This is a genomic window from Flavobacterium sp. SM15, assembly GCF_022012335.1.
Classification (GTDB): Bacteria; Bacteroidota; Bacteroidia; order Flavobacteriales; family Flavobacteriaceae; genus Flavobacterium.
Genome location: NZ_JAKLTO010000004.1, coordinates 282,186 through 308,170, shown reverse-complemented (window position 1 = coordinate 308,170; position 25,985 = coordinate 282,186). Strand labels below are relative to the sequence as shown.

Sequence of the window (25,985 nt, the reverse complement as noted above, 5' to 3'; positions counted from 1 at the left end):
AGAATCTTCCAATCTTTTAATACATAAAAATGACAACAAGCACAATTTTACTTTTACTGTTATCGGTTTTGATTGCTGCCGGTTTGTCGTTTTACCACTATTTATATAAAGCCAAAAGTAATTCCAAGGTGAATTTGCTTTTGGCTTTTTTGCGTTTTTTAACGGTTTTTTCAATATTGTTATTGTTGATTAATCCGATAATTTCTAGAAAAACTTTTGAGGTTACAAAAGTGCCATTGCCAATTGTTATTGACAACTCTCAATCAATTAATGAGTTAGCTCAGACAGATTTAGTTAAAGAGCTTACTTTGAAATTAGCTCAAAGCAATTCGCTGAAAGACAAATATGAAGTACAGCTTTATCGTTTTGATAGTGATTTCCAGCCCAATACTTCTTTGGATTTTAAAGGAAAACAGACACATATTGATCAGGTTGCTGAGAATTTGAAGCAATTTTACAGAAGCCAGAACTATCCGGTTGTGCTTTTAACAGATGGAAATCAGACTATTGGGAACGATTATGTTTACAGTTTTCAACAAAACACAACTGTATATCCAATTGTCATAGGCGATACAACTACTGTATTAGATTTGAAAATCAATCAATTGAATGTTAATAAATATGCGTTTTTAAAGAATAAATTTCCAGTAGAGGTTTTTGTTCAGTACAATGGAAAGAAAAGCCTAAATACAACATTCAGCATACAGCACGGAAATTCAACAGTTCATAAGCAAAACATTTCGTTTTCTCCGAACAAAAAAATTGAAGTAGTGACGGTTTTATTGAATGCGGAAAGTGTTGGGGTACAAACGTACAAGGCGGTAATTTCTTCTTCAGAAAACGAAAAAAATAAATACAATAACAGTAAAAATTTTGCAGTTGAAGTAATCGATGAACGTTCTGAAATAGCTTTGGTTTCAGCAATCAATCACCCGGACTTAGGAGCTTTAAAACGCTCAATTGAATCTAATCTTCAACGTAAAGTAACTGTTATTAATCCAAATGAAATCAAATCATTAGAAGATTATAATGTTTTAATTTTGTATCAGCCAACCCCGGAATTTAAAACTGTTTTCGAACAAAATAAAAACCTTCAACTCAACACTTGGATAATTACCGGAACCAATACAGATTTCAATTTTTTAAACCAATATCAAAATCAGGTAAACTTTAAACTATCGGGTCAAAAAGAAGATTATTCGGCAGATTTCAATTCCCAGTTTAATTCCTTTGCACTTGAGAATATTGGGTTTGAAAATTTTCCTCCTTTGGAACATCCTTTCGGAACCATTACTTTGAAACAAAATGCTTCGGTTTTATTGCAAAGCAGAATCAGAAATATTAAAACTGAAAACCCATTACTAACTTTCACAGAAAACGGATTAAAACGAAATGCTTTTCTTTTTGGTGAAAACATTTGGAAATGGCGTATGGAAAGTTATTTAAAATCCAAATCGTTTGATCAGTTCGACCTATTTTCTGATAAAATTATCCAATATTTGGCAACCAATGCTGCTAAAAAATCATTGGTGGTAAATCATGAGAGTTTTTATAATTCTGGAGAAAGTATTGAAATTTCTGCTCAGTATTTTAATAAAAACTATGAGTTTGAAGAAAATGCACGATTAACGATTCAGCTCAAAAATAAAAAGACAAATACTTCCAAATCGTATGATTTTCTGAAAAGAACCAATGAATATGTGGTTGATTTAGACGGTTTGGAACCAGGTAATTACAGTTTTACGGTAAAAGAAAATAATTCTAAAAATCAGTATTCAGGAAGTTTTGAAGTGCTTGATTTTGAAATCGAAAAACAATTTGTAAACCCAGACTTGACACGTTTAATGCAATTAGCAGCAAACACAAACGGAAAAGTTTATTTCCCAAATCAGGTAGACCAATTAATTGATTTTTTAAGTAAAAACCAACAGTATTTACCAACTGAAAAAGCAATTTTAAAACAATCTCCACTGATTGATTTTGTTTGGCTGTTGGTACTTTTGGCCGTATCCTTGACAACAGAATGGTTTGTTAGAAAATACAACGGTTTATTGTAAAATCACCTTCTTATAAAATCATTGGATTAATTAATTTAACTTCTGATATTTTTTGTTTTTAAGCAGATCTGATGCAGTTTGATACATTGCAATTGTATTTGAAATCAAATCGGTTCTCATTTTTTTCATCGGTTTTTCCTCATATTTAACCTGTATGCTTTCCGAAGTAGAAGGCAAAGGAACCAATTCAAATTGCTTAACTTTTTTAACTGGAGATATTATCGTTAAAACACTGTCTTTGATAAATCCTAAATCCTGATACGTAGCAATAAATGCTCTTGGATTATAGTCTTGTTTAAAAACATCTTGTCCGTAAAACTTGCTTTGATAATTAAAATTCAAAAGGCCCATAACAGTAGGCATCAAATCAATTTGAGACATTAATTTAGTGCAGTTTTGCGGTTGTACAAAACCAGGTGCATAAATCAAAGCCGGAATTCGGTATTTTTCCATTGGTAATTCTGTTTTTCCTGAGCTGGAAGCACAATGATCGGCCACAATTACAAAAACCGTGTTGTTAAACCAAGGCATTTTTTGTGCCTGATTAAAAAATGCTCTAAGTGCATAATCTGTATATTTTACACCACCTTCTCGTGATTTTGAATCAGCAGGGATGTCAATTTTATTTTCAGGATAAGTAAACGGACGATGATTGCTTACAGTCATCCAATGATTAAAAAACGGCTTACCCGTTTTGGCTTCTTCATTCATGGTTTGAATGGCTTTTTTTGCCATATCTTCATCACAAACACCCCAGATATTTGAAAAAGAAATTTCTTCAGCCTTGAATGATTTTTTATCTATAATATCATAGCCATTACCTTGGAAAAAGTCTTGCATGTTGTCGAAAAAAGCATCCCCGCCGTAAAGATATTTCACGTTATAACCTTTTTGTTTAAATACCGAACCGGTTGAGAATTTGTTTTTGTTGTCTGCGCGTTTTACGATACTTTCTCCCGCAGTTGGAGGAATGCATAAAGTAACGGCTTCCAAGCCTCTAACTGTACGGTTTCCTGTTGCATATAGATTACTGAAAAACAAACTTTTGCCTGCTATTTCGTCTAAGAAAGGTGTTAGGTTTTGTTGGTTTCCATAGGCTTTCATGAAATCGGCACTTAAACTTTCAATGGTAATTAAAACCACGTTTTTATGTATTTCCTTCTGATTTGCAACTATTTTGTGTAATGTAGATTCGCCTGTAATTCCCGGAAGTTGTTTTTTCAATTCAGCGTAAGCTTTTTCCTTTGGAAGCGTATTATAAAATTTGAAATAATCTAATTCACTGTTTTGGAAAGCAAGATAAAATCGGTAAATACCGTTTGCCTGAAGTTCATTTGCAAATACATTTTGAGAGTTTTCAGTTTTTGAAATTGCCGGAATAGCAATTAATGAAACAATGGAAATTAATGCTATGGTACCTAAAATTACAAGTTTCTCTTTAAAGGAAGGGATTTGGTCAAGATAACCTTTCGATTTCTTCACAATGAAATAAGTAGCTAGGATCGTAATAAGTCCAACGCCTAAAAATAAAGGAATTACAGGATAGGATTCCATGATGTTTCCAATTACCGTATTGGTATAAACCAAATAATCAACAGCAATGAAATTGTATTTTACACCAAATTCGTTCCAAAAAAAGAACTCGCTTACAGCATTTTGTACAATGATTAAAACAAACAGAAAAACAGTAACCGAAAACAAGGCTAAACGTATCTGCTTTCTATAGCTTGGAAGAAAAAGCAATAAGCCAAAAAGTAGCGTCTTTAACCCAATAAAACTGATTCCGATTGTAGGAACGACACCTCCATATTCATTTAAAATTGTGTTGAAACAACTTACATAAATCAATAATAGGAGAAGAATGCCAAAAATAAAGTATCCCCAAGGTTTTTGATATTTTGAATCAGAGAGAAAAAGCAAGTAAAGCCACAAAAAAGAGCTCATCAAAACAAAAACAAAGAAATCGGAAATACAACCTAAAAAATAAATTTTAAGGATTTCAAACGCACTAAAACCAGCTTGAGTTATGGGATGAAAAAAAAGAACACTTCTTAATAAGATATTGATAATCAGATAAAAGATGCATAAGTTCAAAAATGGCTGTATGCTTTTTGTAATTCTCATTGGGACTTTGTTTTTGCAAAATTATAAACACTTCATTTTTAATCGCTTAAGTTTTGCTTAAGAAAATGTCAGAATTTCCAATTAAAAGTAGTAATTTGTATTGAAATTTTTTAAAAAAAATGCACGTATTAATAGTTGAAGACGAAACAGGTATTTCAAGTTTTCTCAAACAAGGTCTTGAAGAGGAAAATTTTACGGTAACCTTGGCAAAAGACGGTGTAGAGGGTTTAATTTTATTTGATGCTCAAAAGCCGGATTTGGTTCTGCTGGACTGGATGTTGCCAAGAAAAACAGGTTTAGAGGTTTGTCAATCCATTCGAAAAAAAGACAAAAAAACCCCAATTTTGTTTTTAACGGCAAAAGACACAATACAGGAAACGGTTGAAGGGTTAAAATCGGGTGCTAATGACTATATCAAAAAACCATTCAGTTTTGAAGAACTTCTGGAGCGTATTAAAATACATTTCAGAGACTCACAGAAAAATGAAATTTTAAAGCTCGCTAACATTGAAATGAATATTCAAAAACATAGTGTATTGGTTGATGGGGCTAGTGTAAACCTAACACAACGAGAGTTCGAATTGTTGAAGTATCTTATTGAACATAAAGGAAAAGTCTGTACCCGAAACAGTATAATTGAAGACGTTTGGGGAATTCATTTTGAGTATGATACAGGGGTAATTGATGTATTTATGAATTCAATTCGCAAAAAACTCAATCTTAAAAGAAATGTCGAATATATTAAAACTGTTCGAGGAGTAGGGTACATTGCAGATGATAACAAAGAATCATGAAACAGCTTTCTTTTAAAAACCGGATTGCATTTAACTACATCATTTCAACTGCATTGCTTGTCTTTGCTGTTTTTTTTGTTATTTATTCTTCGGTCAAGTTTACTGTTTTTAATGATGTAAAGAAAGATATTCGCAAAGAAATCGGTTTGCATCTTCGAGAAATGAAATTTGAAAAAAAAACCATTGTCTGGATTAATAAAGAAGAGTGGGAGGAGAAGGAACATAATGAGGCAAATGTTAACCCTGTTTTTGTTGAAATAAAAGATCTAAATGGTGTAACTATTGAGAAGTCTCCAAATTTAAAGAAAGATGAGCTTGAGATTCAGACGGAAAGAGAAGATTCGTTTTTTTATCAAACTATATTGAACAATCAGCAAATTCAGTTATCTCAAACGCCAATTTTTCACAAGAATAATAAAAAAGGGTATTTGCTGATTGCCATGTCTTTAGAGCATCCATTAATGCTTTTAAAGAATTTAAGGACAATTCTTTTTATACTTTATCCGATTGTTCTGATTGTGCTTTTTATTATAGCCCGAATCATAGCCGGAAGAAGTATTAAGCCCATAAACAGTATCATTGGAACCACAAATCTGATCACAAAAGACAATCTGAAATACCGCATTGAATTACCTAAAAACAGAGATGAACTATATCAGTTGTCTGGGAACATCAATAGTCTTTTGGATCGAATTGAAAATGCTGTTGAAAGGGAGAAACAGTTTACTTCAGACGCATCTCATGAACTCAGAACGCCATTATCAGTAATTAAAGGAACACTTGAAGTATTGATACGTAAAGAGCGTGAAAAGAAAGAGTATGAAGAAAAAATTAAATTTTGTATTTCTGAGGTTGACCGTTTAAATATTCTAGTTGATGAGTTATTGCTTTTAGCGCGTTTTGAAAATCAGAAACAGCATGAGGAAAGCGAATCGGTTTATCTCAATGCTTTGATTTTGGATGTCTTGGCTCGGTTTTCCGAATTAATCACAAGTAGGAATGTTAAGATTGTTGCAGACTTTAACAATGATTTTTATATTGAATCGGATTACAACATGGTATCAATAATTTTGTCCAATCTTATTTCCAATGCTTTGAAATATTGTGACGAAAATGGAACGGTTATTCTGTCAATTGAAAATCAAAATCAGGTAACAGAATTAAAAATAACCAATTCCGGAAAAGGAATTTCAAAAGAAGAACTTGACAAAGTTTTCAATCCGTTTTATCGTTCAGCTTCCTTAGATTTAAATAAGGTAAAAGGAGTGGGATTAGGCTTATCCATTGTAAAAAGGCTTTGTGATTTATTGCAGATACAAATTAGCATTGAAAGTAATTCGATCAATGAAACTACCGTAAAATTAAATTTTAACAACTAAACTTAATGTTATGAATGACGCACATTTACACATGATTTTTAATCATTTTCCAATAATTGGTACCATTTTCGGTTTCGCAATTCTGTTGGCCGGAATCCTTCTTAAAAATAAATCAATGCAGCATACAGCTTATATTGTACTGTTTGTTTCAGCAGTTTTAGGTTTACTGGCAATGAGAACCGGGGAAGGAGCAGAAGAGATAGCAGAGAACTTAAACATCAACCATCATATAATCCATGAGCACGAAGAAATTGCCGAAAAATTTGCAATTATTTTGTATTTGACCGGGGCTGTAGCAATATTGGCGTTAATTACATCAGTCAGAAATCATCCAAAAGCAAAGGTTTTTGGCATAGTAACTTTGATTTTATCGCTTGGAAGCTCAGTTTTGTCAGCCCGCGTTGGAACTTCAGGAGGGGAAATTCGTCATACTGAAATCCGTGAAGGTTTTTCAGCTTCGGAGAACCATGATAAAGAGCTTAAATAGACTCTGGAAGAGCTAAAATCAATCGTATTTAAATTCGTATAAAATTGAAAATAAGGATATTAAACATAATTTTATTTGTTCTCTTTTTCTCATTTTCAAATGGGCAGAATTTAAAAAACGGCGATTATTTTGAAAATATTGGCGGATTAAAAATCAATTATTCCATTCGCGGAAAAGGCCCTGTAATGATTGTCGGTCATTTAAACTCAGGAAAAATAGGTTATCAGGCAACTTTAAAACCTCTAGAAGATCATTTTACAATGGTTTATTATGATCCTAGAGGAACCGGCAAATCACAGATGCCAAATAAACTTGAGGATTATAAACAGGATTCTATCGTTTCAGAAATTGAATATTTAAGAAGACACTTGAATATAAATAAAATTTGGATTTTCGGTCATTCCGATCAAAGTGCAGTTGCTTTGGAATATGCTTTAAAATATCCTAACAATACAGCCGGATTACTTTTAATCGGAACAAGTTTTGTCGGTACGCAAAAAGAAAGTATGCAACGCCGGAAAAATTCGGAAACGAAAAGAACTAAAGAATCTGAATGGTTTAAGCAGGTTATAAAAGATTGGGATTATATGATTGAGCATAAAACCAATAAAAATGAACTTGGGAAAGACATTTCGGAATCACCAATAAAATGGTGGTGTTACAATGAAGAAAGTTCTCAAAGAGTTATTCAAATTGTCAGACTAATTTCAGCAGCAGGAAGAAGAAAACCAATAAATAATGTTTTTCCTATTGAAACTGAGAAAGATCGTTTACACTATTTGAATAATCAAAAGAAATTTCCATCTTTAAAAGTTAAAACACTCATTATTAACGGAAAGTACGACACCAATAATCCACCAGAATTTGCGAAACAGTTACAAGTTTCTTTACCTTATTCTACGTTAATTTTAATTGATAAAGCAGGGCACTTTCCTTGGATTGAAAATTCAGATTTCACTTTTAAAGAAATCAAAAAGTGGTTGAGTAAAAATCTATAAAAAACACTTTCAAATTTCTGCAGCAAAACGCTTCCATTTCCTAAACCGGAAAAATGATATAAAAAGTTCAACTTAATTGATGAATTTTTTAGTATCGTTATGGTAGAAATTTTCTACCTTTAAAAGAAAAATATGGTATCAAAAGCAACTTTGGATTTTTTAATACAGTTACGAAATAACAACAACCGTGAATGGTTTGCCGACAATAAAAAGGAATTTCAAAAACTGGAAAAAGATTTCAAGGCATCAGCGCAGGAGTTAGTTACAGAATTGTCTAAATCGGATAGTATTGACAAAATCCAAATGTTCCGAATTTATCGCGATGTGCGTTTTTCAAAAGATAAATCACCTTACAAAACCAATTTTGGAGTTGCTTTAGGACGAACCAAACCCATGTTGCGCGGTGGATATTATTTGCATATTGAGCCGGGAGGAAGTTTTGTTGGAGGAGGTTTTTGGGAACCCAATGCGGAAGATTTAAACCGAATCCGGAAGGAGTTCGAAATGGATGATACGGAAATTCGCAAAATTATCTCTGATAAAAATTTCGTAAAAATCTTTGGAACTTTACAAGGCGATGAACTTAAAACCGCTCCAAAAGGATTTGATAAAGAACATCCGGCTATTGATTTAATACGTAAAAAACAATACCTCATTTCCAGAAAATTTACTGATAAGGAAGTGATGGATAAAAATTTCAAAGAAGAAGTTTTAAATACTTTTTTGGCAATGCGACCTTTTTTTGATTATATGAGCGAAGTATTGGGAACAAATTTAAATGGAGAAAGTATCTATTAACATAATTTTGATTGCTTATGAAAAAATTGATGATTGTACTGGGTTTAACAGTGGTTTTAGGTTTTGGATTTTCTTGTTCGGTAGCTTCTGGAACAGGAACTTCGGGAGCAGGAACCAATTCGACATCAAACGCTTTGACTTCAACAGCATGGCGTTTAGTAAAGTTTGACGGTAAAGTTATTGACAGCAGCACGTTTGCAAGAACGCCTGAAGTTCGTTTCTGGGTTGGATCAAAAGTAAGTGGAAATGACGGATGTAATCTGATAACAGGCACTTACAGTGTTCAGGGAGATAAAATTCTTTTCGGAAATATGGCAGGAACCAAAATGGCGTGCATGAACACAAACTATGACAACTACAATAAGTTTTTAAATCGTACCGATAAATTTAAAGTTGTTGAAAACACACTTTATTTTTACGAAGGAACCCGAGAACTTATGAGTTATAACAAAAAATAAAAAAAGCTGTCGGGAATGACAGCTTTTTTTTGTGGTATTTATTTGTTTTTGGTTGTGGTTCTTTATTCAAGTGTAAGGATTTGGATCTGATTTTTCAGACGTTCCACGAGCATATTCATCATTCGTTTGTTAATGTTTGATGAATTCTTGATGTAGTCTTTATATTCTTCTACAGTGAAAAGACCAATAATAATTCCTTTTAACGAATTTCTAAATTTGATGTCCCTCTGAATTACATTTTCAATGTAAGCCATCTTTTTCTCTGGCGGAAGCGAAAAAAACACATTTTTCTGTTTAATGGCATAATTAAGGAAAACTTCAATAAAAAGTTCGTTCTGTAAAACCAGTATAGGTCGTAAAGTCCTGTTCTGAAAAAGCTCTTCAGAGGTAGACTGAGCCGAAATCGTTCCAAGAGGTGCTCCTCTCAAATCAATAAGAAAAGTGTCGCGATTTTCCATGGTTTCTAATCTTTTTATTAAAATTACAAAATAGGATAGCGGAAAAATAAATGCGATTCAAAAAGTTATTAGTAGTTTCGTGTTGAAAACTTTATACCATGAGAACCTCCAAAATATTTGTTACCGTAGACGCTGTAATCCTTAGAAAACAAACAGAAAATGAATTGCTTTTGATCAAAAGGAAGAATGAACCTTTTAAGGATTGTTGGGCGTTACCTGGCGGTTTTGTTGATGAAAATGAAGATTTAAAAGCAGCGGCGATTAGAGAATTAGAAGAAGAAACTCAAATAAAAGTTACTGATTTAGAACAGGTTGGTGCTTTTGGAAAACCATTTCGTGATCCTAGAAGCCATGTGGTTTCTGTTGCCTACTTTGGAATTGTCCCTGAAAATACAATAGCTGTTGCTGCCGATGATGCTAAAGAAACGGGCTGGTTTCCGATAAAAGATTTACCAAAACTGGCTTTTGATCATTTAGATATTGTAACTTTGTCCTTACAGAAATTTAAGTTATGAACTACCAAACCAGAAAATGGGTTCGCCCGGAAGATTTAAACGCAAACGGAACGTTATTCGGAGGAAAATTATTATCATGGATTGACGACGAAGCAGCATTATATTCGATCATCATCCTGAAAAACAACAGAATCGTGACCAAATTCATGTCTGAAATTAATTTTATGAGTTCGGCGCGTCAGGGTGATATTATCGAAATCGGTTTGGATATCGTAAGTTTTGGAAAAACCTCAATAACCATGCGTTGCGAAGTACGTAATGTAATGACAAAAGCCGTAATCATTACTGTAGATGCAATCACAATGGTAAATCTGGACAGCTTTGGTCAGCCGGCCGTTCACGGAAAAACTTCAGTAGAAGAGTAAACAAAAAAAGTGAATTAGCTTAAAAACTAATTTACTTTTTCATCGTTGTATTCAATTTTAATAGCACCAGTTTCATTAATTTCCATTCCAAAGTAATGAACTGAAGCTAAAATATGGTCAAAAATATCCGCCATAATATGCTCATATTCCACAAGGCGCTTATCGTTTATAAAAGCATAGATTTCTAACGGCATTCCGTTTTGTGTCGGCTGTAACTGCCTGCACATGAACATCATATTTTTATTAATCCCCGGATGATTGGCTATGTATTGATCGATATACTTTCTGAAAATACCGAAATTTGTTAAGTTTCTTCCGTTAATCAAAACCGATTTATCAACACCATTAGCTTGATTAAACTTCTGAATATCCGCCTGACGATGATTCAGATATGGCGCTATCAATTGTATTTTCTTCAAATTTTCGATTTCATCTTCGGTCAAGAATCGAATACTGCTGGATTTTAATAAAATAGAGCGTTTCATCCGACGTCCATCCGAATCCAACATTCCACGCCAGTTTTTAAAAGAGTCGGAAATCAGAAAATAGGTTGGAATTGTAGTGATGGTGTTGTCAAAGTTCTGCACTTTTACAGTCGCTAAATTGATTTCGATTACATCTCCATCTGCACCATATTTTTCCATGGTAATCCAGTCGCCAATACGAACCATATCGTTTACAGTTACCTGAATACTGGCTACAAAACCTAAAATTGTATCGCGAAAAATCAATAAAATTAATGCGGAAATTGCTCCAAATGTTGCAAAAAGCTTGTTAAGGCTTGTATCAAATAACAGCATTATGAAATATAAAATCCCATAAATCCACAAACAGATCATGATAACCTGAATGTAACTGTCGATAGGTTTGTCTTTGTACTTTTCTTTTCCTTTTAAATAATCTTTAAGTGAGTTGAAAATACTTCGGATGATCCAAAGTGATAATATAATAATATAGAATTTCACTCCTTTTGTAAAAATACCTTCCCAATACACAAAATCCTTCATAATGATAGGAACCGTTTTGTGAATGAAGAAAAGCGTAAACAAATGGGCAACATATTTGGCAGTTTTGTTGGCTACCAAAAAATCATCAAAAGTAGATTTTGTTCTGGCAGCGACAATCGCCATTATGATAATTAATATTTTCTTGAAGATGTAGTCGATAACATAGGCGGTAATTATCAGGATGATAATATTAATGGCAAGATTAGAATAGTCTGCCCAAAGCTCGCTAAAACCTAATTCCTTAAAAATTTTATACGCCCAGTTAAAGATCTTCATACTTTAAATACCGATTTATGCTCTAATTTACAATAATTTTTTTTCTACATAAAATGTTCCGAAAGGTAAAACCGACGCTACACAAACAATCCCATATTTTTTCCAAGGCCAGTTTTCTTCCATTTTAAACATTGTTGCCATAACAATATAACCGATAAACAGTAAACCATGCGCCATTCCGACAGGGAAGAGGAGGGTTTTATACAATTCGATATTGGTTGGTTTAAGGAATAACATATTACTAAATAGTACTAATAAAGAAATACCTTCTAAAAAAGCTATGATTTTAAAAACTCGTAACATATATAAATAGTTGATTGTTAGATAAATAAATTTAAATTTTGATTATTCATCAAAAAGGAGTCAAATTTAGCACAGAAAGCTGTTGAATTATCAGTATTTAACTAAAACTTATAAAAAAAACTACGCATAAAGCGTAGTTTGATATTATGTAAAATAGAACTTGGTTTCTTTTAGAACGCCAAAAAAGCTTTATTGTATTCTTTTAAATCGGAAAGATTATTCTTGTTCTTTAAATCTGCAAATAAAGAAATCAAATATTCTAAGCTTTCCATATTAGTTGCATTTTCAGTAACATTGTCTGAAGTTCCTTCAAAACCATCCATTGGTTCATCATCCGGAATTGCAATCAAAAACGCGTTGTTTTCTTCAACATGCTCATAGGTTAAGCGTATTGCTTTTACCAGAACAGGATTTTGTTCTTCAAGCGCATATTCACGCAATTTTTTTAAATCAGTAACAAGAGTTTCAGCAACGAATCCATTTTTAAATAAATCCAGCTGAATTTTGTTGATCAATTTTTGGGCTACAGGACTTTCCACGATAATAAGTTGATTAGTTAAGAACATTTAATTGGTTCGCAAAATTAATATTTTATTAGTTTTCTGCTAACAATTATTGATGTTTTTATTCATCTTTTTGCATATTTAATTTTGAACTATAATATACATTATGTAAAATAGAATATTTAATTTGCAATATATAATCAAATACTCTTACTTTTGGTAAGAAATATCACAACCCTATGATGTACCTCATTTTGAGTATTCTTTGCAGTGTTTCTGTAGCAGTCCTACTCAAGTATGCTAAACGTTTTCCAATTGCTATAGAACAGATTGTAGCTGCGAATTATGTTATTGCATTAATTTGCTGTTTTTTTATTTTTTCTCCGGATATAAAAATTTTTAGCAACGCAGCTCCTTGGAAAATATATATTCCTTTATGGATTTTATTACCAACAATTTTTTTGTTTTTGGCAGCATCAATTAAACACTTTGGAATTGTTAAAACAGATATTGCACAACGTTTGTCATTATTTATTCCGATTCTGGCATCTTATTTTATTTTCAAGGAAACTATTGGAGTTTTGAAACTGATTGGTTTATTATTAGGTTTTACAGCTATTTTCTTTACACTGGCAAAAAAAGAAACAAAAAAAACTAACTCGGCAAATTGGCTGTATCCTAGCATTGTATTTATTGGTTTTGGAGTGATCGATATTCTCTTTAAACAAATTGCGGCCACTAAAGAAATACCATTTACAACTTCTTTGTTTACGGTTTTTTCCGGAGCATTTATCATCGCCTTGTCAATTACTCTATTTTACATAATAAAAGGAAAATCTAAATTCAGTTTGATGAATATTCGCTGGGGAATTTTGCTTGGTTTTCTCAATTTTGGAAATATTTTTTTCTATTTAAAGGCACATCAGGCTTTCTCGGAAAATCCCTCCACTGTTTTTGCAGGAATGAATTTTGGAGTAATTGTACTTGGTAGTTTTATAGGTGTCATTGCTTTTGAAGAAAAACTGAGCAAAATAAATTATATAGGAATAGCGTTAGCATTAACAGCAGTTGTAATCATTACTCTTTCACAGCTATACATTAATTAATGATTAATCTGTTCCCTCCTTTTTATTTATAGAAGAAATTAGTACATTTAAAAAATGAAGATTTTGATTACAAGCTATTCAAAATCAAAAAACTAAATAACTGAAAACGTTATGAAAAACCCAATTGCCGAGCGAATTGCCGATTTTTTAAAGCACTACCCTCCTTTTTCAAGTTTGAATTACACCGAACTGGTTGCTATTGCCGAACATATAAAAGTGGTCTATCTTGAAAAAAATCAAATTTTATTCAAAATTGGAGATCCTACTCATGATTCGTTTTATGTGGTTGCGTCCGGAGCAATTGGTCTTTCGGTTATTTCTGATGCAGAAGAAACCTTAATTGATAAATGTGATGAAGGTGATATTTTAGGATTGCGTCCTTTTTTTGCCAAAAATAACTATTTAATGACGGCTAAATCCCGTGAAGATTCGATTGTTTACGCTATTCCTATTAATGTATTCAGACCTTATGTTGCCGGAAATACAAGCGTTTTAAGCTTTTTGTTAGAGAGTTTTGCTTCCAATACCAGAAATCCTTACGATAAAGACAATAGAGGAAAATTAATATCGGAAAACGTTATTTTTAACGAACAAAGCGCAACCGATATACAGTATTTTCAGCCCATAAAATATACGAAAAACCCAATTACAGCTAGTACCTATGATGTAGTGCGCCATATAGCACAAACCATGTCAAGCCGTCAGATTGGTAGTGTTATCATCCAGGAAAACCAAATGCCTATCGGGATTGTAACCGATTTCGATTTGACTTCTAAAATTGCTACCGGTCAATTTTCTATCGATGTAACCGTTGATAAAGTAATGACAACACCAGTAGTAACCGTTCCTGAAAATATTTCAATTGCCGAAGCACAGATGATGATGTTAAAGTATAACGTTGGTTATCTGTGTGTTACTAAAGACGGAACAGAAAAAAGTTCCATAACCGGAATCATTTCTGAGCATGATGTAGTTGCTGCTCAGGCAAATAATCCTGGAGTGCTTTTAAAGCAGGCTAAACGTGCAAATCGTTCTAAAGAACTGAAAGTTGTTCGTGATCGATTAACCGATTTGATCCAAAATTCTATTGATAAAAACATTCCTATTTCACATATTACAAGTGTTGCATCGGAGATAAATATTTCTATTACTAAGCGTGCTATTGAATTGGCTATAGAGAAAATAGGAACTCCTCCAGTTAAATTTGCCTGGTTTAATTTAGGAAGCCAAGGAAGAAAAGAGCAACTTTTATTAACCGATGTGAACAATTCCCTTGTTTTTGAAGATGTTCCCGCAGAACGTTATGATGAAGTAAAAAATTACTTTATAAGTTTGGCGAATCGTGTATTGGAAACCTTTGAGAAAATTGGTTATGAAAGAAGCTCACAAGGCCTAAATGCGAACAATGAACTTTGGTGTAAATCATTGACAGACTGGATAAAACAATATAATACTTGGATTAATACTCCAGGTGAAAAAGGAATCCATTTAAGCACAATTTTCTTTGATTACGACTTCATTTATGGTGAAGCAGATATCGAAAAAGCACTAACAGAAGAAATCTATAAAAAGGCAGAAAACAACCAATTATTCTATGCTTTTTTAGGAACGGATGCTATCAAAAAACCAGCACCACTTGGTTTCTTCAGACAGTTTCTTGTGGAGCAAGACGAAGAACACAAAGATACTTTCGATATTAAAAACCGTGCAATTACGCCACTTGTTGATGCAGCCCGTCTGTTTGCCATCAGTAAAAATGTAAAAGGAATTACCAATACGTATCAACGATTTAAAAAACTGGCCGATTTAGAGCCACAAAATGCTGATTTATATTTAGAGTGTGCCGAAGCGTTTCACACTTTGCATTGGTTTAGAACCGAAGAAGGTCTTAAAACGGATTCAGCTGGGAGTTATATCAATTTGGAAGAGCTTACAAAAGTAGATAAGGTAAAACTAAAAAACTGTTTTCAACCGATAAACGAACTTCAGGATTTGATTAAAAACAGATTCCAATTAACTTATTTCACGTAATTTATGTTAGAGTGGTTAACAGGTAAAGGCGATCCGGGATTCTGGAAAGAATATTTAGCACATTTCGATAAAGAAGATTCAAGTGCTCCAATTCGTTATGTAGTATTTGATTGTGAAAAAACAGGTCAGGACTGGAAAGAAGACCAGCTTTTATCCATAGGATGTATTGCCGTAATTAATGATGCAGTTGCAGTTGGAGATTTTTTTGAAGTTTTTATTCAGAACAACAAAGAAACCAATCCAAATGAAGCAGTTGAAAAATTGTTAAAAGTTAAACCTGATGCCGTTTCAGAACATGAAGCTTTTCCGGAATTTCTTAAGTTTATCAAAAACGCTACCTTAATTGGTCATAGTACTAACCTAGATATTGAGATGATTAATCAGGCGCTTAAGAAAATGAATTTAGGTAAGCTTAAAAACGATGTTCTCGATATTAATGTAATGCATCAGAGATTAAAAAACCTTTCCGAAGACCAACACCATACTTTAGACGAATTGTGTGATCTCTATAAAATCAAAAAGAACAGCCGAAGTACAGCCTCAGGAGACGCTTTCTCATCCGCTTTATTGTTTTTAAAATTGAAACGAAAACTAAAAATGAAATAAAAAAGCCCTTTTGACAGGGCTTTTCTTTTATACTCTATTGTCTTTTATTTCATCTACAATTTCAGGGTTTAGTAAGGTTGTTGTATCTCCGAAATTTGAGAAATCACCTTCTGCAATCTTCCTTAAAATTCTACGCATAATTTTTCCTGATCGGGTTTTGGGCAATCCATCAACAAACTGAATCTTGTCTAATTTAGCAATTGGACCAATATGACTGGAGATATGCTCATTAATTTCTTTTATCAGATTGTCCCTGTCACGATATTCTCCTGTTTCTTTTAAAATGATAAAACCATAAAGCGCATTTCCTTTGATATCGTGAGGAAATCCAACAATCGCAGATTCTGCAACTGCAGGATGTTCATTGATTGCATCTTCAATTGGTGCAGTTCCTAAATTGTGGCCGGAAACAATCACTACATCATCTACCCTTCCGGTAATTCTGTAGTACCCAACTTCATCACGTAAAGCACCATCACCCGTGAAATATTTACCTGGAAAGGCAGAAAAATAGGTTTCTTTATATCGCTCATGATCACCCCAAATCGTTCGTGCCATAGAAGGCCAAGGGAATTTAATACACAAACTGCCAACTACTTGATTCCCTTCAATTTCATTACGCAATTCATCCATTAAAACCGGTTGGATTCCCGGCAATGGCAAAGTTGCATAAGTAGGTTTTGTAGGAGTAACGAACGGTACAGGCGAAATCATGATGCTTCCCGTTTCGGTTTGCCACCATGTATCTACAATAGGACATTTTTTCTTTCCGACTTGATCATTGTACCAATGCCAAGCTTCCTCATTGATCGGTTCTCCAACAGAACCAATGACTTTTAATGACGATAAATCATATTTTGAAACCCAATCCGTGCTTTCTTTTGCAAGTGAACGGATTGCGGTCGGTGCGGTATAAAATTGTGTAACCTTGTGTTTATCAATAACTTCCCAAAATCGTCCGAAATCAGGATAGGTTGGAACTCCTTCAAATATAACGGTTGTTGCTCCATTTAGAAGCGGTCCGTAAAGAATATAAGAATGGCCTGTAATCCAACCGATGTCTGCAGTACACCAGAAAATATCATTCTCTTCGTAATTGAAAATGTTTTTAAAGGTATAAGCAGTTTGCACCATGTAACCGGCTGTTGTATGCAGCATTCCTTTTGGCTTTCCTGTTGAACCCGATGTGTAAAGAATAAATAACGGATCTTCTGCATCCATAATTTCCGCAACATTGTTAGGAATAGCAGCATCTAAAAGCGGTTGAATCCATTGGTCACGCCCTTCTTTCATAGTAACTGCCGTATTTGTTCTTTTAACGACCAATACTTTTTCAACAGTTGGGCATTTGGTTAAGGCCTCATCTATAATTCCTTTTAAATCAATGGATTTGCTACCTCGATAAGCTCCATCGGAAGTAATGACCATTTTACAGCTGGAATCATTAATACGGGAAGCAACCGCAGACTCCGAAAATCCTGCAAAAACTACCGAGTGTATTGCTCCGATTCTTGCGCAGGCTAAAACTGAAATTGCCAATTCAGGAATCATCGGCAAATAAATACAGATTCGATCGCCTTTTTTTATTCCCTGTTCACGAAGTACATTGGCCATTTTTGCTACCCTGGCATACAATTCATTATAAGAAATATGTAAAGCAGCTTCATCGGGATTGTTGGGTTCAAAAATGATCGCCGTTTTATCGCCGCGTTTTGCCAAATGTCTGTCGATGCAGTTTTTAGTGATATTGACCTTTGCGTTTGTAAACCATTTTACATCGGCCTCACCCATATTGAAATCGACCACTTTGTCCCAACCTTGATACCAAATAAAATTCTCTTCGGCTATTTTTCCCCAGAATTTTCGAGGTTCACGAATGGATTTATTGTAATGTTTAAAGTATTGTTCTAAGTTGTTTATTTTATAATAGCTCATGTGGTATTTTTTACAAGGTAAATTTAAAGAATTATGGAATCTAATAACATATTTATTTATGATTGATTTTAGTTTTTTACGATTAAATGCTTCTTGAAACACTCTTCATTGTTTATTATGCCTTTTTTATTTACAGAGTTACTTCATTTCATGGTTTTTTATTCTGAAATTAACTAAAAAATAACAAATCTGTTCTTATATCTTAAAAATACTGATAATGCTGATTATTTCTAAATTATTTGTTTAATTTGTGACAAACAACCAAACCAATGCAATTCGATACTCAAAATACGGATGCTTCCACCTTATATAAACTATTAACCGGGACCGTAATTCCAAGACCTATTGGATGGGTTTCAACAGTCGATGAGAACGGAGTCAATAATCTTGCACCTTTTTCCTTTTTTAATGCTGTAGGTGAAGATCCTCCCCATGTTATGTTTTCAACGGTAAGAACTGGAGATAAAAACAAAGACACTTTAAATAATGTATTGTTAAACAAACAATTTGTAGTAAATCTTGTTACGGAAGAAGTTGTTGAAAAAATGAACACTACTTCACAACAAGTCGCTCCTGATGTAGACGAATTTGAACTTGCAGGCCTCACTCCTATTACTTCAATTCATGTCAAACCAAAAAGAGTAAAAGAAAGCTTGGTGCATTTTGAGTGCGAAATGGTACATCATTATTTCTTGGAAGATCATAAAAATGGAGGTGCTGCAGTTATCATTGGTAAAATTTTAGCGATGCACATCGACGATTCAATCCTTATGGAAAATGCTCGTATCAATCTTGAAACTTATAAGCCTGTTGCACGCTTGGCAGGTTCAAACTATTCCAAGTTAGGAGAGATTTTTTCCATTAAAAGAACATAATATGGCACCTCAAAAATTAGAAATAAATGTTGCGATGCAAATTCAAAAACCTATGAATGAGGTGTTTGAAGCTATTGTCAATCCTGAGAAAATGACAAATTATTTCATTTCACAAAGCACGGGAATGATGGAAGAAGGTAAAAATCTGATTTGGAAATTCCCTGAGTTCGATTTTGAATGTCCGGTACGTGTTGGAAAGATTGAAAAAGACAAATTCATTTCATACTACTGGGAAAATTCAGGAAAAGAGTTATTGGTTGAAATTACATTGTCGGAAAGCCTTAATGGTTCTACTTTAGTTTCTATATCCGAAAAAGAAATGGACAACAACGAAGCCGGTTTAAAATGGCTATCGGGCAACTCCTTTGGCTGGTCTAACTTTTTGGCCTGTTTGAAAGCTTATTTAGAATTCGGAATCAACCTCAGAAAAGGTTCCTTTGATTTTATGAACAAATAACTATATGAAAATTACTGTAATTGGTGGCGGCCCCGGCGGTCTCTACTTTTCGATATTAACAAAAAAAGCAATTCCTAACTGTCAGATTGATGTTTACGAGCGAAATAAAGCCGATGACAGCTTCGGTTTCGGAGTTGTATTTTCCGATGAAACTTTAGGGGAATTCCTTACCCGCGACACAGAATCTTATGAATTAATCCGGAGCAAATTTGCTTATTGGGATGATATTGTAGTAGCCCGTAACGGTGAAAGAGTAAGCGTTTCCGGTAATGGATTTTGTGGATGTTCCCGTAAAACTTTGCTTCAGCTTTTACAACAACGATGTGCCGAAGAAGGTGTAAATCTTCATTTTGAACAAAATATCGACGATCTCTCGCAATTTAAAGACAGCGACATCATTGTGGCTGCTGATGGCATTGGAAGCGCAATCCGATCACAATTTGCCTCAGATTTCGGAACTAATGTCAAACTACAGAAAAACCGTTTCGTGTGGTTGGGTTCTACTAAACCATTGGATGCTTTTACTTATTTTTTCAGAACTACAGAATTTGGAACTTTTGTAGCCCATACCTATCAATACGAAGCAGGAATGAGTACCTGGATTTTTGAATGTTCCAACCAAACATGGGAGAACGCAGGTTTTAAAGTTGAAGATGAAGCTTCCACAGTTCAAAAAATATCCGAAATCTTTAAGGACGAATTAGACGGTCATCCGTTAATTACCAATAAATCACATTGGCGCCAGTTTCCGCATGTTACCAATGAAAAATGGTCTAAAGACAACATTGTTTTATTAGGCGATGCAAAAGCTACGGCTCATTTTTCGATCGGTTCCGGGACTAAATTGGCAATGGAATGTGCAATAGCATTGTCGGATGCTGTGGTTACCAATCAAAATAATGTTTCAACTGCTTTTGAACACTACGAAAAAGCAAGAAGAAACCGCGTGGAAATGATTCAGCACGCAGCAAATGTTTCCTTAGATTGGTTTGAGCACATGGATAGACACGTTAAACATGATTTTCAGCAATTTGCCTTTGGAGTAATGACTCGCTCTAAAAAAGTTACGTTTGAAAATTTAGCGATTCGCGATGCTTCCTATCCTGAAAAAGTATTATCTGAATTCAATGCTAAAATTGGGATTGAAGCCAAAACTCCGGCAGCTTTCACACCTTATAAATTAAGGGAAATGACTTTGCAAAACCGAATTGTAATGTCTCCGATGGGGCAATATTCGGCAGAAAACGGTGTGGTAAACGATTGGCATTTTCAACATTATACCAGCCGTGCAATTGGTGGTTTAGGATTAATTATTGCAGAAATGACTGCCGTATCAGAAACCGGAAGAATCACTCCAAGTTGTGCAGGTTTATATTCACAGGAACAAGTAATTGGCTGGAAACGAATTATCGATTTTATTCATAAAAATACTCAAACGAAAATTGGAATTCAGCTTGGACATTCCGGAAGAAAAGGCGCTATCAAAAAACCTTGGGAAGGCGCTTCGGAACCTATTGAACATCCTTGGCAATTGCTTTCAGCCTCTCCTATTCCATTCAATGAAAAACTAGCTATTCCAAAAGAAATGACTTTGGAAGATATGGATCAGATTGTTTCGGAATTTGTTCAGGCTACTAAAAATGCAGATGCAGCTGGTTTTGACATGATTGAATTGCAGGCGCATCACGGGTTTTTATTAGCTTCCTTCTTATCGCCCTTAACCAATATCAGAACCGATGAATTTGGCGGAAGTATTGAAAACCGTTTAAAATTCCCTATTCGTGTTTTCACAGAGATGCGTAAAGCATTCCCACAAAACAAGCCAATGTCCGTTAGAATTTCCGCTTGCGATTGGGTAGAAAATGGAATTTCGGAAGAAGACATTATTAAAATTTCGGAAGCTTTTAAAACAGCCGGAGCTGATATCATAAGTGTTTCTACAGGAAATACCGTAGCAAATCAGAAACCGCAAGTTGGCAGAATGTGGCAAACGCCTTTCTCTGATATGGTGCGTAATACAGTTCATATTCCAACAATAACAGCAGGTTACATTCAGGATATCGATCAAATCAATACGATTTTATTAAACGGTCGCGCCGATTTGGTTTCCTTGGGAAGACCATTGCTTTTAGATCCTTATTTTGTTCGAAATGCTCAGGCTTATGAAAATTTCAGACCTACGGATATTCCACAGCAATATATGGCAGGCACTACACATTTGTATCCACTTAAAGCTTCGGAACGCAAAATGGTTGAAGGCATGAAAAAGGCGTTAAAGCCTGAAAGTCATAAAAAAGTATAGTTTAGAAGATTTCAACTTAACAAAAATGAAACATTACGAAGATAATTTCGCTCACAATAGTTTACCGTCTCTGGACTTACAACCGGATTACGCTTTTTTGGACTTGCCACAATTTATCCGACCGGAAATGCTAAACTGCGTGGAACGTCTGTTGGATTTTCATATTCAGAATGGCCATGGAGATGCAGTTTGCATCCAGACATTTGAAGAGTGCTGGACTTATAATGACTTGTATGAAAAAGCGAATCAGATTGCCCATATTTTAATTGAAGATTTAGGCCTAAAATCAGGTAATCGTGTTTTAATCCGTTCGGCAAATAATCCGATGATGGTAGCTTGTTGGTTTGCAATTTTAAAAGCCGGCGGAATTGTTGTTGCAACGATGCCATTGTTACGTTCCAAAGAGCTTACCACTATTATTGATTGTGCCGAGATTTCACATGTGCTGTGTGACAGTTCTTTATCCGAAGAAATGGAATTGGTTAAATCATCGTTTTTGAAAAGAACATGCTATTACAATGCTTCGGAACTTGAAGATTTGATGCAAAACAAACCTAAAACTTTTTCAAACTATCATTCTAAATCAGACAGTATTGCTTTAATTGGTTTTACTTCCGGAACAACGGGGTTGCCAAAGATGACGGCACATTATCATAAAGACGTACTCAATATTTGCGAAGCTTTTCCTCAATATTCTTTACAACCTACTAAAGATGATGTATTTACAGGAAGTCCTCCTTTAGGTTTTACTTTTGGATTGGGTGGATTAGTATTATTTCCAATATATTTTGGAGCATCTACATTTTTAATAGAAAAACCAACTCCGGATTTATTACTGCAAGCAATTCAGGATTACAAAATTACTACTTGTTTTACTGCACCAACTGCTTGGCGGGTATTAACTTCTAAAGTAAATGAATTCGATATTTCAAGTTTGCGCAAATGTGTTTCAGCCGGGGAAACTTTGCCTTTAAAAGTTTGGGAAGACTGGTATCATGCAACAGGTTTGAAAATCATAGACGGAATTGGCGCAACGGAAATGCTTCATATTTTTATTTCCTCTAATGAGTCCAACATGAAACCCGGCTCTACAGGTGTTGCCATTACTGGATATGATGCGAAAATTATCGATAATCAAGGTAATGAAGCTTCAATAAATAAACCTGGAAGATTAGCCGTAAGAGGAATAACAGGTTGCAAATACTTAAACAGAGAAGAAAAACAGCGCGAATATGTTGAAAACGGCTGGAATTTGACCGGAGATATTTTCCGTCAGGATGAAGATGGCTTTTTTTGGTTTGTGGCGCGCGGTGATGATATGATTATTTCCTCAGGATACAACATTGCAGCAATTGAAGTGGAAAGCGTTTTATTAACACACGAAGAAATTCAGGAATGTGCTGTTGTGGGCTTACCGGATGAAGAGCGTGGTATGTTGGTTTGTGCCCATATTGTTCTAAAAGAAAAACATAAAGCAACGGATGAATTAGCCAAATCTATTCAGCAGTGGTTCAAGGAAGTAGCTGCTCCATATAAATATCCAAGAGTTATTAATTTTATTGATGTTTTGCCGAAAACTGAAACGGGTAAAATTCAGAGATTTAAATTGAAATAATACTTAATTTTACAGATATGAAGTATTTTATTAAAACAGAAAAAATTCGTTTTCAACATATAGACTTTGCAGGAATCGTGTTCTATCCGAGATTCTTGGAAATGCTTAACGGATTGGTGGAAGACTGGTTTGAAGAAGCATTACATCGACCTTTTTCCAAAATGCACGAAACAAACGGAATTCCAACCGTAGATTTAAAAGTACAATTTAAAAAAGCTGCACGTTTAGGTGAAGTTATTATCAAAGAATTATGGGTTAAAGAACTGAGAAGCTCTTCCCTACTTTGTGGCTTTATGTTTAAAAATCAACAGGGTGAAATCATATTGGAAGGCGAAGTTACGCTTGTTAACGTGAAAATTGCCGAAGACAGAAAAACAATCTCCGCAGAATCATTCAACGATGAGATGCGAGAAAAAATAAGTTATTTCCTTTTACCACAATAAAATTATGGAATTCAAAAAATTCAAAGCCGCTACTGTTCAAACTTCACCGGTATTTTTAAACGTTGAAAAAACAATCGACAAAGCAATTTCATTTGTTCAGGAAGCTGCTTCTAACGGAGCAAAACTCATTGCTTTCCCTGAAGTATTTGTTGCTGGATATCCTTATTGGAACTGGGTTATGACGCCGGTTCAAGGCAGCAAATGGTACGAAGAATTATACAAGTGTTCGGTAACTACTGAAGATGAAGATATGCTTCGTTTATATCAAGCAGCGAAAGACAATGATATACACATTGTGATTGGAGTTAATGAACGTGGCAACAGTTACGGCGAAATTTACAACACAAATTTAATCATCGATAACAAAGGAAAACTAATCGGAAGACACCGTAAATTGGTGCCAACTTGGGCTGAAAAACTAACCTGGACATCCGGTGATGGTTCTTCATTAAAAGTTTATGATACGGAAATTGGCCCGATCGGAACTTTAGCTTGTGGTGAAAACACGAATACTTTAGCTCGTTTCACCCTATTATCTCAAGGCGAATTGATTCATATTGCGAATTATATTTCCTTACCGGTTGCCCCACCCGATTACAATATGGCGGAAGCAATCAAAATCCGTGCAGCAGCACATTCCTTTGAAGGTAAGTTGTTTACGATAGTTTCCTGTTCAACAATTTCAAAAGAAATTATGGACGCTTTAAAAAACGATGTTCCGAATATTGAAGAATTACTAACCCGTAAAAACTCTGCCTTTTCTGGATTTATCGGACCAAACGGAGCAGTAATTGGAGAACCGTTAATTGATGAGGAAGGAATTGTTTATGCCGATATTGATTTAGCTAAATGTATCCAGCCCAAACAAATGCACGACATTTTAGGGCATTATAACCGTTTTGATATTTTCGATTTGCGTGTGAATGTAGCGCCAACACGAAAAATCACTTTTATTGACAATCACGAAGAATTCAATAAGAAATAATATGGAAGAAAAATATAGCGATGACGTAATTGGTCGCGCACGAGTACAAGACACACCGGAACTTGAAGCCTATTACAAAGAATTAGAAGGTTTAGGAGCCGGTGCTTTATGGACGGTTGCCAACGATATCGAGCCTTGGGAACCGAGAACTTCTTCTATTCCAATGCTTTGGAAATATGAAGATTTACGCGAACTGGTTTTAAAATCATCCGAATTGGTTACACCTGAACAAGCTGGACGTCGTGTAGTTTATTTAGTAAACGATAAACGTAAAGATGTTTCAGCGGCTGTGGGCTGGTTATATACAGGAATTCAAGTTACTCGTCCGGGAGAAAGTACATCAGCACACCGTCACAAGGCTTCTGCTCTACGTTTTATTATGGAAGGTGAAGGCGGTTATACGGTTGTAGACGGAAACAAGGTAACTTTTGAAGTAAACGATTTCGTAATCACACCAAATTCTGCATGGCATGAGCATGGTGTTGCCCAAGACGGAAAAACCTGTGTTTGGCAGGATGGTTTGGATATTCCGCTAGTAAATGCTTTAGAAGCCAATGATTATGCGGTTTTTGACGGAAAACAACCTTTACAGGCACCTGTTAATTATTTACCGTCATCCTATGGTGGTGCTGGAATCATTCCGGCTGATAAAGTATGGGATAAACCCTATTCCCCATTATTCAAATATTCATGGAAGCAAGTATATCCGGCCTTATTAGAAGCTGCAAAAGTAAATGAAGGTTCTCCTTTTGATGGGATTATCATGCAGTATTCCAACCCTTTAACGGGTGGTCATGTAATGCAGACTATGGGTGCTTCCATGCAACTATTACCAGCTGGTTTTAAAGGGAAAGCACATAAACATACAGGATCGTTTGTGTATCAATGCGCAAAAGGAAGCGGATATTCAATTATTGACGGAAAACGATTTGACTGGAAAGAAAGAGATATTTTCTGTGTACCGTCTTGGGCTTGGCACGAGCATCATAATGCTTCCGATACCGAAGATGCTTGTCTGTTCTCTTTCAATGATTTGCCTGTGATTGAAGGATTAGGGCTGTATCAGGAACGCGTGTATACGGAGAATAATGGGAATCAAACTGTTTAA

25 protein-coding genes are annotated in these 25,985 nt (G+C 34.6%); 19 read left to right on the top strand and 6 right to left on the bottom strand.

The window, feature by feature from the left end:
- Positions 1-29 precede the first annotated feature (29 nt).
- A complete protein-coding gene (locus LZZ90_RS09235) occupies positions 30-2,057 on the top strand; it encodes a hypothetical protein (protein ID WP_237790405.1) in 2,028 nt (675 codons plus the stop codon).
- 30 nt (positions 2,058-2,087) lie between these two features.
- Here LZZ90_RS09235 and LZZ90_RS09230 read toward each other — a convergent pair whose 3' ends face one another.
- Positions 2,088-4,181 carry an LTA synthase family protein gene (locus LZZ90_RS09230; protein ID WP_237790404.1) on the bottom strand — a complete coding sequence of 698 codons (2,094 nt, stop codon included), beginning with the start codon at positions 4,179-4,181 and terminating at the stop codon, positions 2,088-2,090.
- A gap of 119 nt (positions 4,182-4,300) precedes the next feature.
- Here LZZ90_RS09230 and LZZ90_RS09225 point away from each other — a divergent pair, with 119 nt between their 5' ends.
- The 6 genes from LZZ90_RS09225 to LZZ90_RS09200 all read left to right on the top strand — a co-directional run bounded on the left by LZZ90_RS09225 (position 4,301) and on the right by LZZ90_RS09200 (position 9,095).
- Positions 4,301-4,975: a response regulator transcription factor gene (locus LZZ90_RS09225; RefSeq protein WP_237790403.1), complete on the top strand. Its 675-nt coding sequence runs from the start codon at positions 4,301-4,303 to the stop codon at positions 4,973-4,975.
- On the top strand, positions 4,972-6,354 hold the full coding sequence (locus LZZ90_RS09220; protein ID WP_237790402.1) for a HAMP domain-containing sensor histidine kinase: 1,383 nt from the start codon (positions 4,972-4,974) through the stop codon (positions 6,352-6,354). The genes LZZ90_RS09225 and LZZ90_RS09220 overlap by 4 nt, the downstream gene beginning before the upstream one ends.
- Before the next feature lie 10 nt (positions 6,355-6,364).
- On the top strand, positions 6,365-6,841 hold the full coding sequence (locus tag LZZ90_RS09215; RefSeq protein WP_237790401.1) for a DUF2231 domain-containing protein: 477 nt from the start codon (positions 6,365-6,367) through the stop codon (positions 6,839-6,841).
- Positions 6,842-6,885: 44 nt separating this feature from the next.
- Positions 6,886-7,839, top strand: a complete 954-nt coding sequence (locus LZZ90_RS09210; protein WP_237790400.1) for an alpha/beta fold hydrolase — start codon at positions 6,886-6,888, stop codon at positions 7,837-7,839.
- 132 nt (positions 7,840-7,971) lie between these two features.
- On the top strand, positions 7,972-8,637 hold the full coding sequence (locus LZZ90_RS09205) for a DUF2461 domain-containing protein (protein WP_237790399.1): 666 nt from the start codon (positions 7,972-7,974) through the stop codon (positions 8,635-8,637).
- Between the two features lie 29 nt (positions 8,638-8,666).
- The gene (locus LZZ90_RS09200) at positions 8,667-9,095 is read left to right on the top strand and encodes an META domain-containing protein (RefSeq protein WP_237790398.1); all 429 of its coding nucleotides are present in this window, start codon (positions 8,667-8,669) and stop codon (positions 9,093-9,095) included.
- A gap of 62 nt (positions 9,096-9,157) precedes the next feature.
- Here LZZ90_RS09200 and LZZ90_RS09195 read toward each other — a convergent pair whose 3' ends face one another.
- Positions 9,158-9,553 carry a glyoxalase gene (locus tag LZZ90_RS09195; RefSeq protein WP_237790397.1) on the bottom strand — a complete coding sequence of 132 codons (396 nt, stop codon included), beginning with the start codon at positions 9,551-9,553 and terminating at the stop codon, positions 9,158-9,160.
- Between the two features lie 98 nt (positions 9,554-9,651).
- On the opposite strand from LZZ90_RS09195, the gene LZZ90_RS09190 reads away from it, so the two are divergent.
- Both LZZ90_RS09190 and LZZ90_RS09185 read left to right on the top strand, forming a co-directional pair.
- The gene (locus LZZ90_RS09190; RefSeq protein ID WP_237790396.1) at positions 9,652-10,068 is read left to right on the top strand and encodes an NUDIX hydrolase; all 417 of its coding nucleotides are present in this window, start codon (positions 9,652-9,654) and stop codon (positions 10,066-10,068) included.
- Positions 10,065-10,433, top strand: coding sequence for an acyl-CoA thioesterase (locus LZZ90_RS09185; RefSeq protein ID WP_237790395.1), 369 nt, complete (start codon positions 10,065-10,067; stop codon positions 10,431-10,433). The genes LZZ90_RS09190 and LZZ90_RS09185 overlap by 4 nt, the downstream gene beginning before the upstream one ends.
- A 26-nt stretch (positions 10,434-10,459) precedes the next feature.
- Here LZZ90_RS09185 and LZZ90_RS09180 read toward each other — a convergent pair whose 3' ends face one another.
- The 3 genes from LZZ90_RS09180 to LZZ90_RS09170 form a co-directional block, all read right to left on the bottom strand.
- The gene (locus LZZ90_RS09180) at positions 10,460-11,716 is read right to left on the bottom strand and encodes a mechanosensitive ion channel family protein (protein ID WP_237790394.1); all 1,257 of its coding nucleotides are present in this window, start codon (positions 11,714-11,716) and stop codon (positions 10,460-10,462) included.
- 27 nt (positions 11,717-11,743) lie between these two features.
- Positions 11,744-12,019, bottom strand: coding sequence for a DUF3817 domain-containing protein (locus LZZ90_RS09175; protein ID WP_237790393.1), 276 nt, complete (start codon positions 12,017-12,019; stop codon positions 11,744-11,746).
- A gap of 170 nt (positions 12,020-12,189) precedes the next feature.
- A complete protein-coding gene (locus LZZ90_RS09170; RefSeq protein WP_255702363.1) occupies positions 12,190-12,585 on the bottom strand; it encodes a hypothetical protein in 396 nt (131 codons plus the stop codon).
- 176 nt (positions 12,586-12,761) lie between these two features.
- Here LZZ90_RS09170 and LZZ90_RS09165 point away from each other — a divergent pair, with 176 nt between their 5' ends.
- The 3 genes from LZZ90_RS09165 (at position 12,762) to LZZ90_RS09155 (ending at position 16,265) form a co-directional block, all read left to right on the top strand.
- A complete protein-coding gene (locus tag LZZ90_RS09165; RefSeq protein ID WP_237790392.1) occupies positions 12,762-13,628 on the top strand; it encodes an EamA/RhaT family transporter in 867 nt (288 codons plus the stop codon).
- Between the two features lie 111 nt (positions 13,629-13,739).
- Complete coding sequence (locus tag LZZ90_RS09160) at positions 13,740-15,659, top strand: DUF294 nucleotidyltransferase-like domain-containing protein (RefSeq protein ID WP_237790391.1); 1,920 nt, start codon at positions 13,740-13,742, stop codon at positions 15,657-15,659.
- Between the two features lie 3 nt (positions 15,660-15,662).
- Complete coding sequence (locus LZZ90_RS09155; protein ID WP_237790390.1) at positions 15,663-16,265, top strand: 3'-5' exonuclease; 603 nt, start codon at positions 15,663-15,665, stop codon at positions 16,263-16,265.
- A 27-nt stretch (positions 16,266-16,292) separates the two neighbouring features.
- Here the strand turns inward: LZZ90_RS09155 and acs are convergent, their stop codons facing one another.
- Complete coding sequence (acs, locus tag LZZ90_RS09150) at positions 16,293-18,200, bottom strand: acetate--CoA ligase (RefSeq protein WP_237790389.1); 1,908 nt, start codon at positions 18,198-18,200, stop codon at positions 16,293-16,295.
- A gap of 269 nt (positions 18,201-18,469) precedes the next feature.
- On the opposite strand from acs, the gene LZZ90_RS09145 reads away from it, so the two are divergent.
- From LZZ90_RS09145 to LZZ90_RS09115, 7 genes are read left to right on the top strand one after another with little or no spacing between them, the layout of a single operon-like run.
- Positions 18,470-19,075 carry a flavin reductase family protein gene (locus tag LZZ90_RS09145; protein WP_237790388.1) on the top strand — a complete coding sequence of 202 codons (606 nt, stop codon included), beginning with the start codon at positions 18,470-18,472 and terminating at the stop codon, positions 19,073-19,075.
- 1 nt (position 19,076) lies between these two features.
- Positions 19,077-19,532 (top strand): SRPBCC domain-containing protein, encoded by a 456-nt coding sequence (locus tag LZZ90_RS09140; RefSeq protein ID WP_237790387.1) that lies wholly within the window; start codon positions 19,077-19,079, stop codon positions 19,530-19,532.
- 4 nt (positions 19,533-19,536) lie between these two features.
- Positions 19,537-21,834, top strand: coding sequence for an FAD-dependent monooxygenase (locus LZZ90_RS09135; RefSeq protein ID WP_237790386.1), 2,298 nt, complete (start codon positions 19,537-19,539; stop codon positions 21,832-21,834).
- 25 nt (positions 21,835-21,859) lie between these two features.
- Positions 21,860-23,449, top strand: a complete 1,590-nt coding sequence (locus tag LZZ90_RS09130) for an AMP-binding protein (RefSeq protein ID WP_237790385.1) — start codon at positions 21,860-21,862, stop codon at positions 23,447-23,449.
- Between the two features lie 17 nt (positions 23,450-23,466).
- Complete coding sequence (locus LZZ90_RS09125; RefSeq protein ID WP_237790384.1) at positions 23,467-23,892, top strand: thioesterase family protein; 426 nt, start codon at positions 23,467-23,469, stop codon at positions 23,890-23,892.
- Between the two features lie 4 nt (positions 23,893-23,896).
- The gene (locus LZZ90_RS09120) at positions 23,897-24,877 is read left to right on the top strand and encodes a carbon-nitrogen hydrolase family protein (RefSeq protein WP_237790383.1); all 981 of its coding nucleotides are present in this window, start codon (positions 23,897-23,899) and stop codon (positions 24,875-24,877) included.
- 1 nt (position 24,878) lies between these two features.
- The gene (locus tag LZZ90_RS09115; protein WP_237790382.1) at positions 24,879-25,985 is read left to right on the top strand and encodes a cupin domain-containing protein; all 1,107 of its coding nucleotides are present in this window, start codon (positions 24,879-24,881) and stop codon (positions 25,983-25,985) included.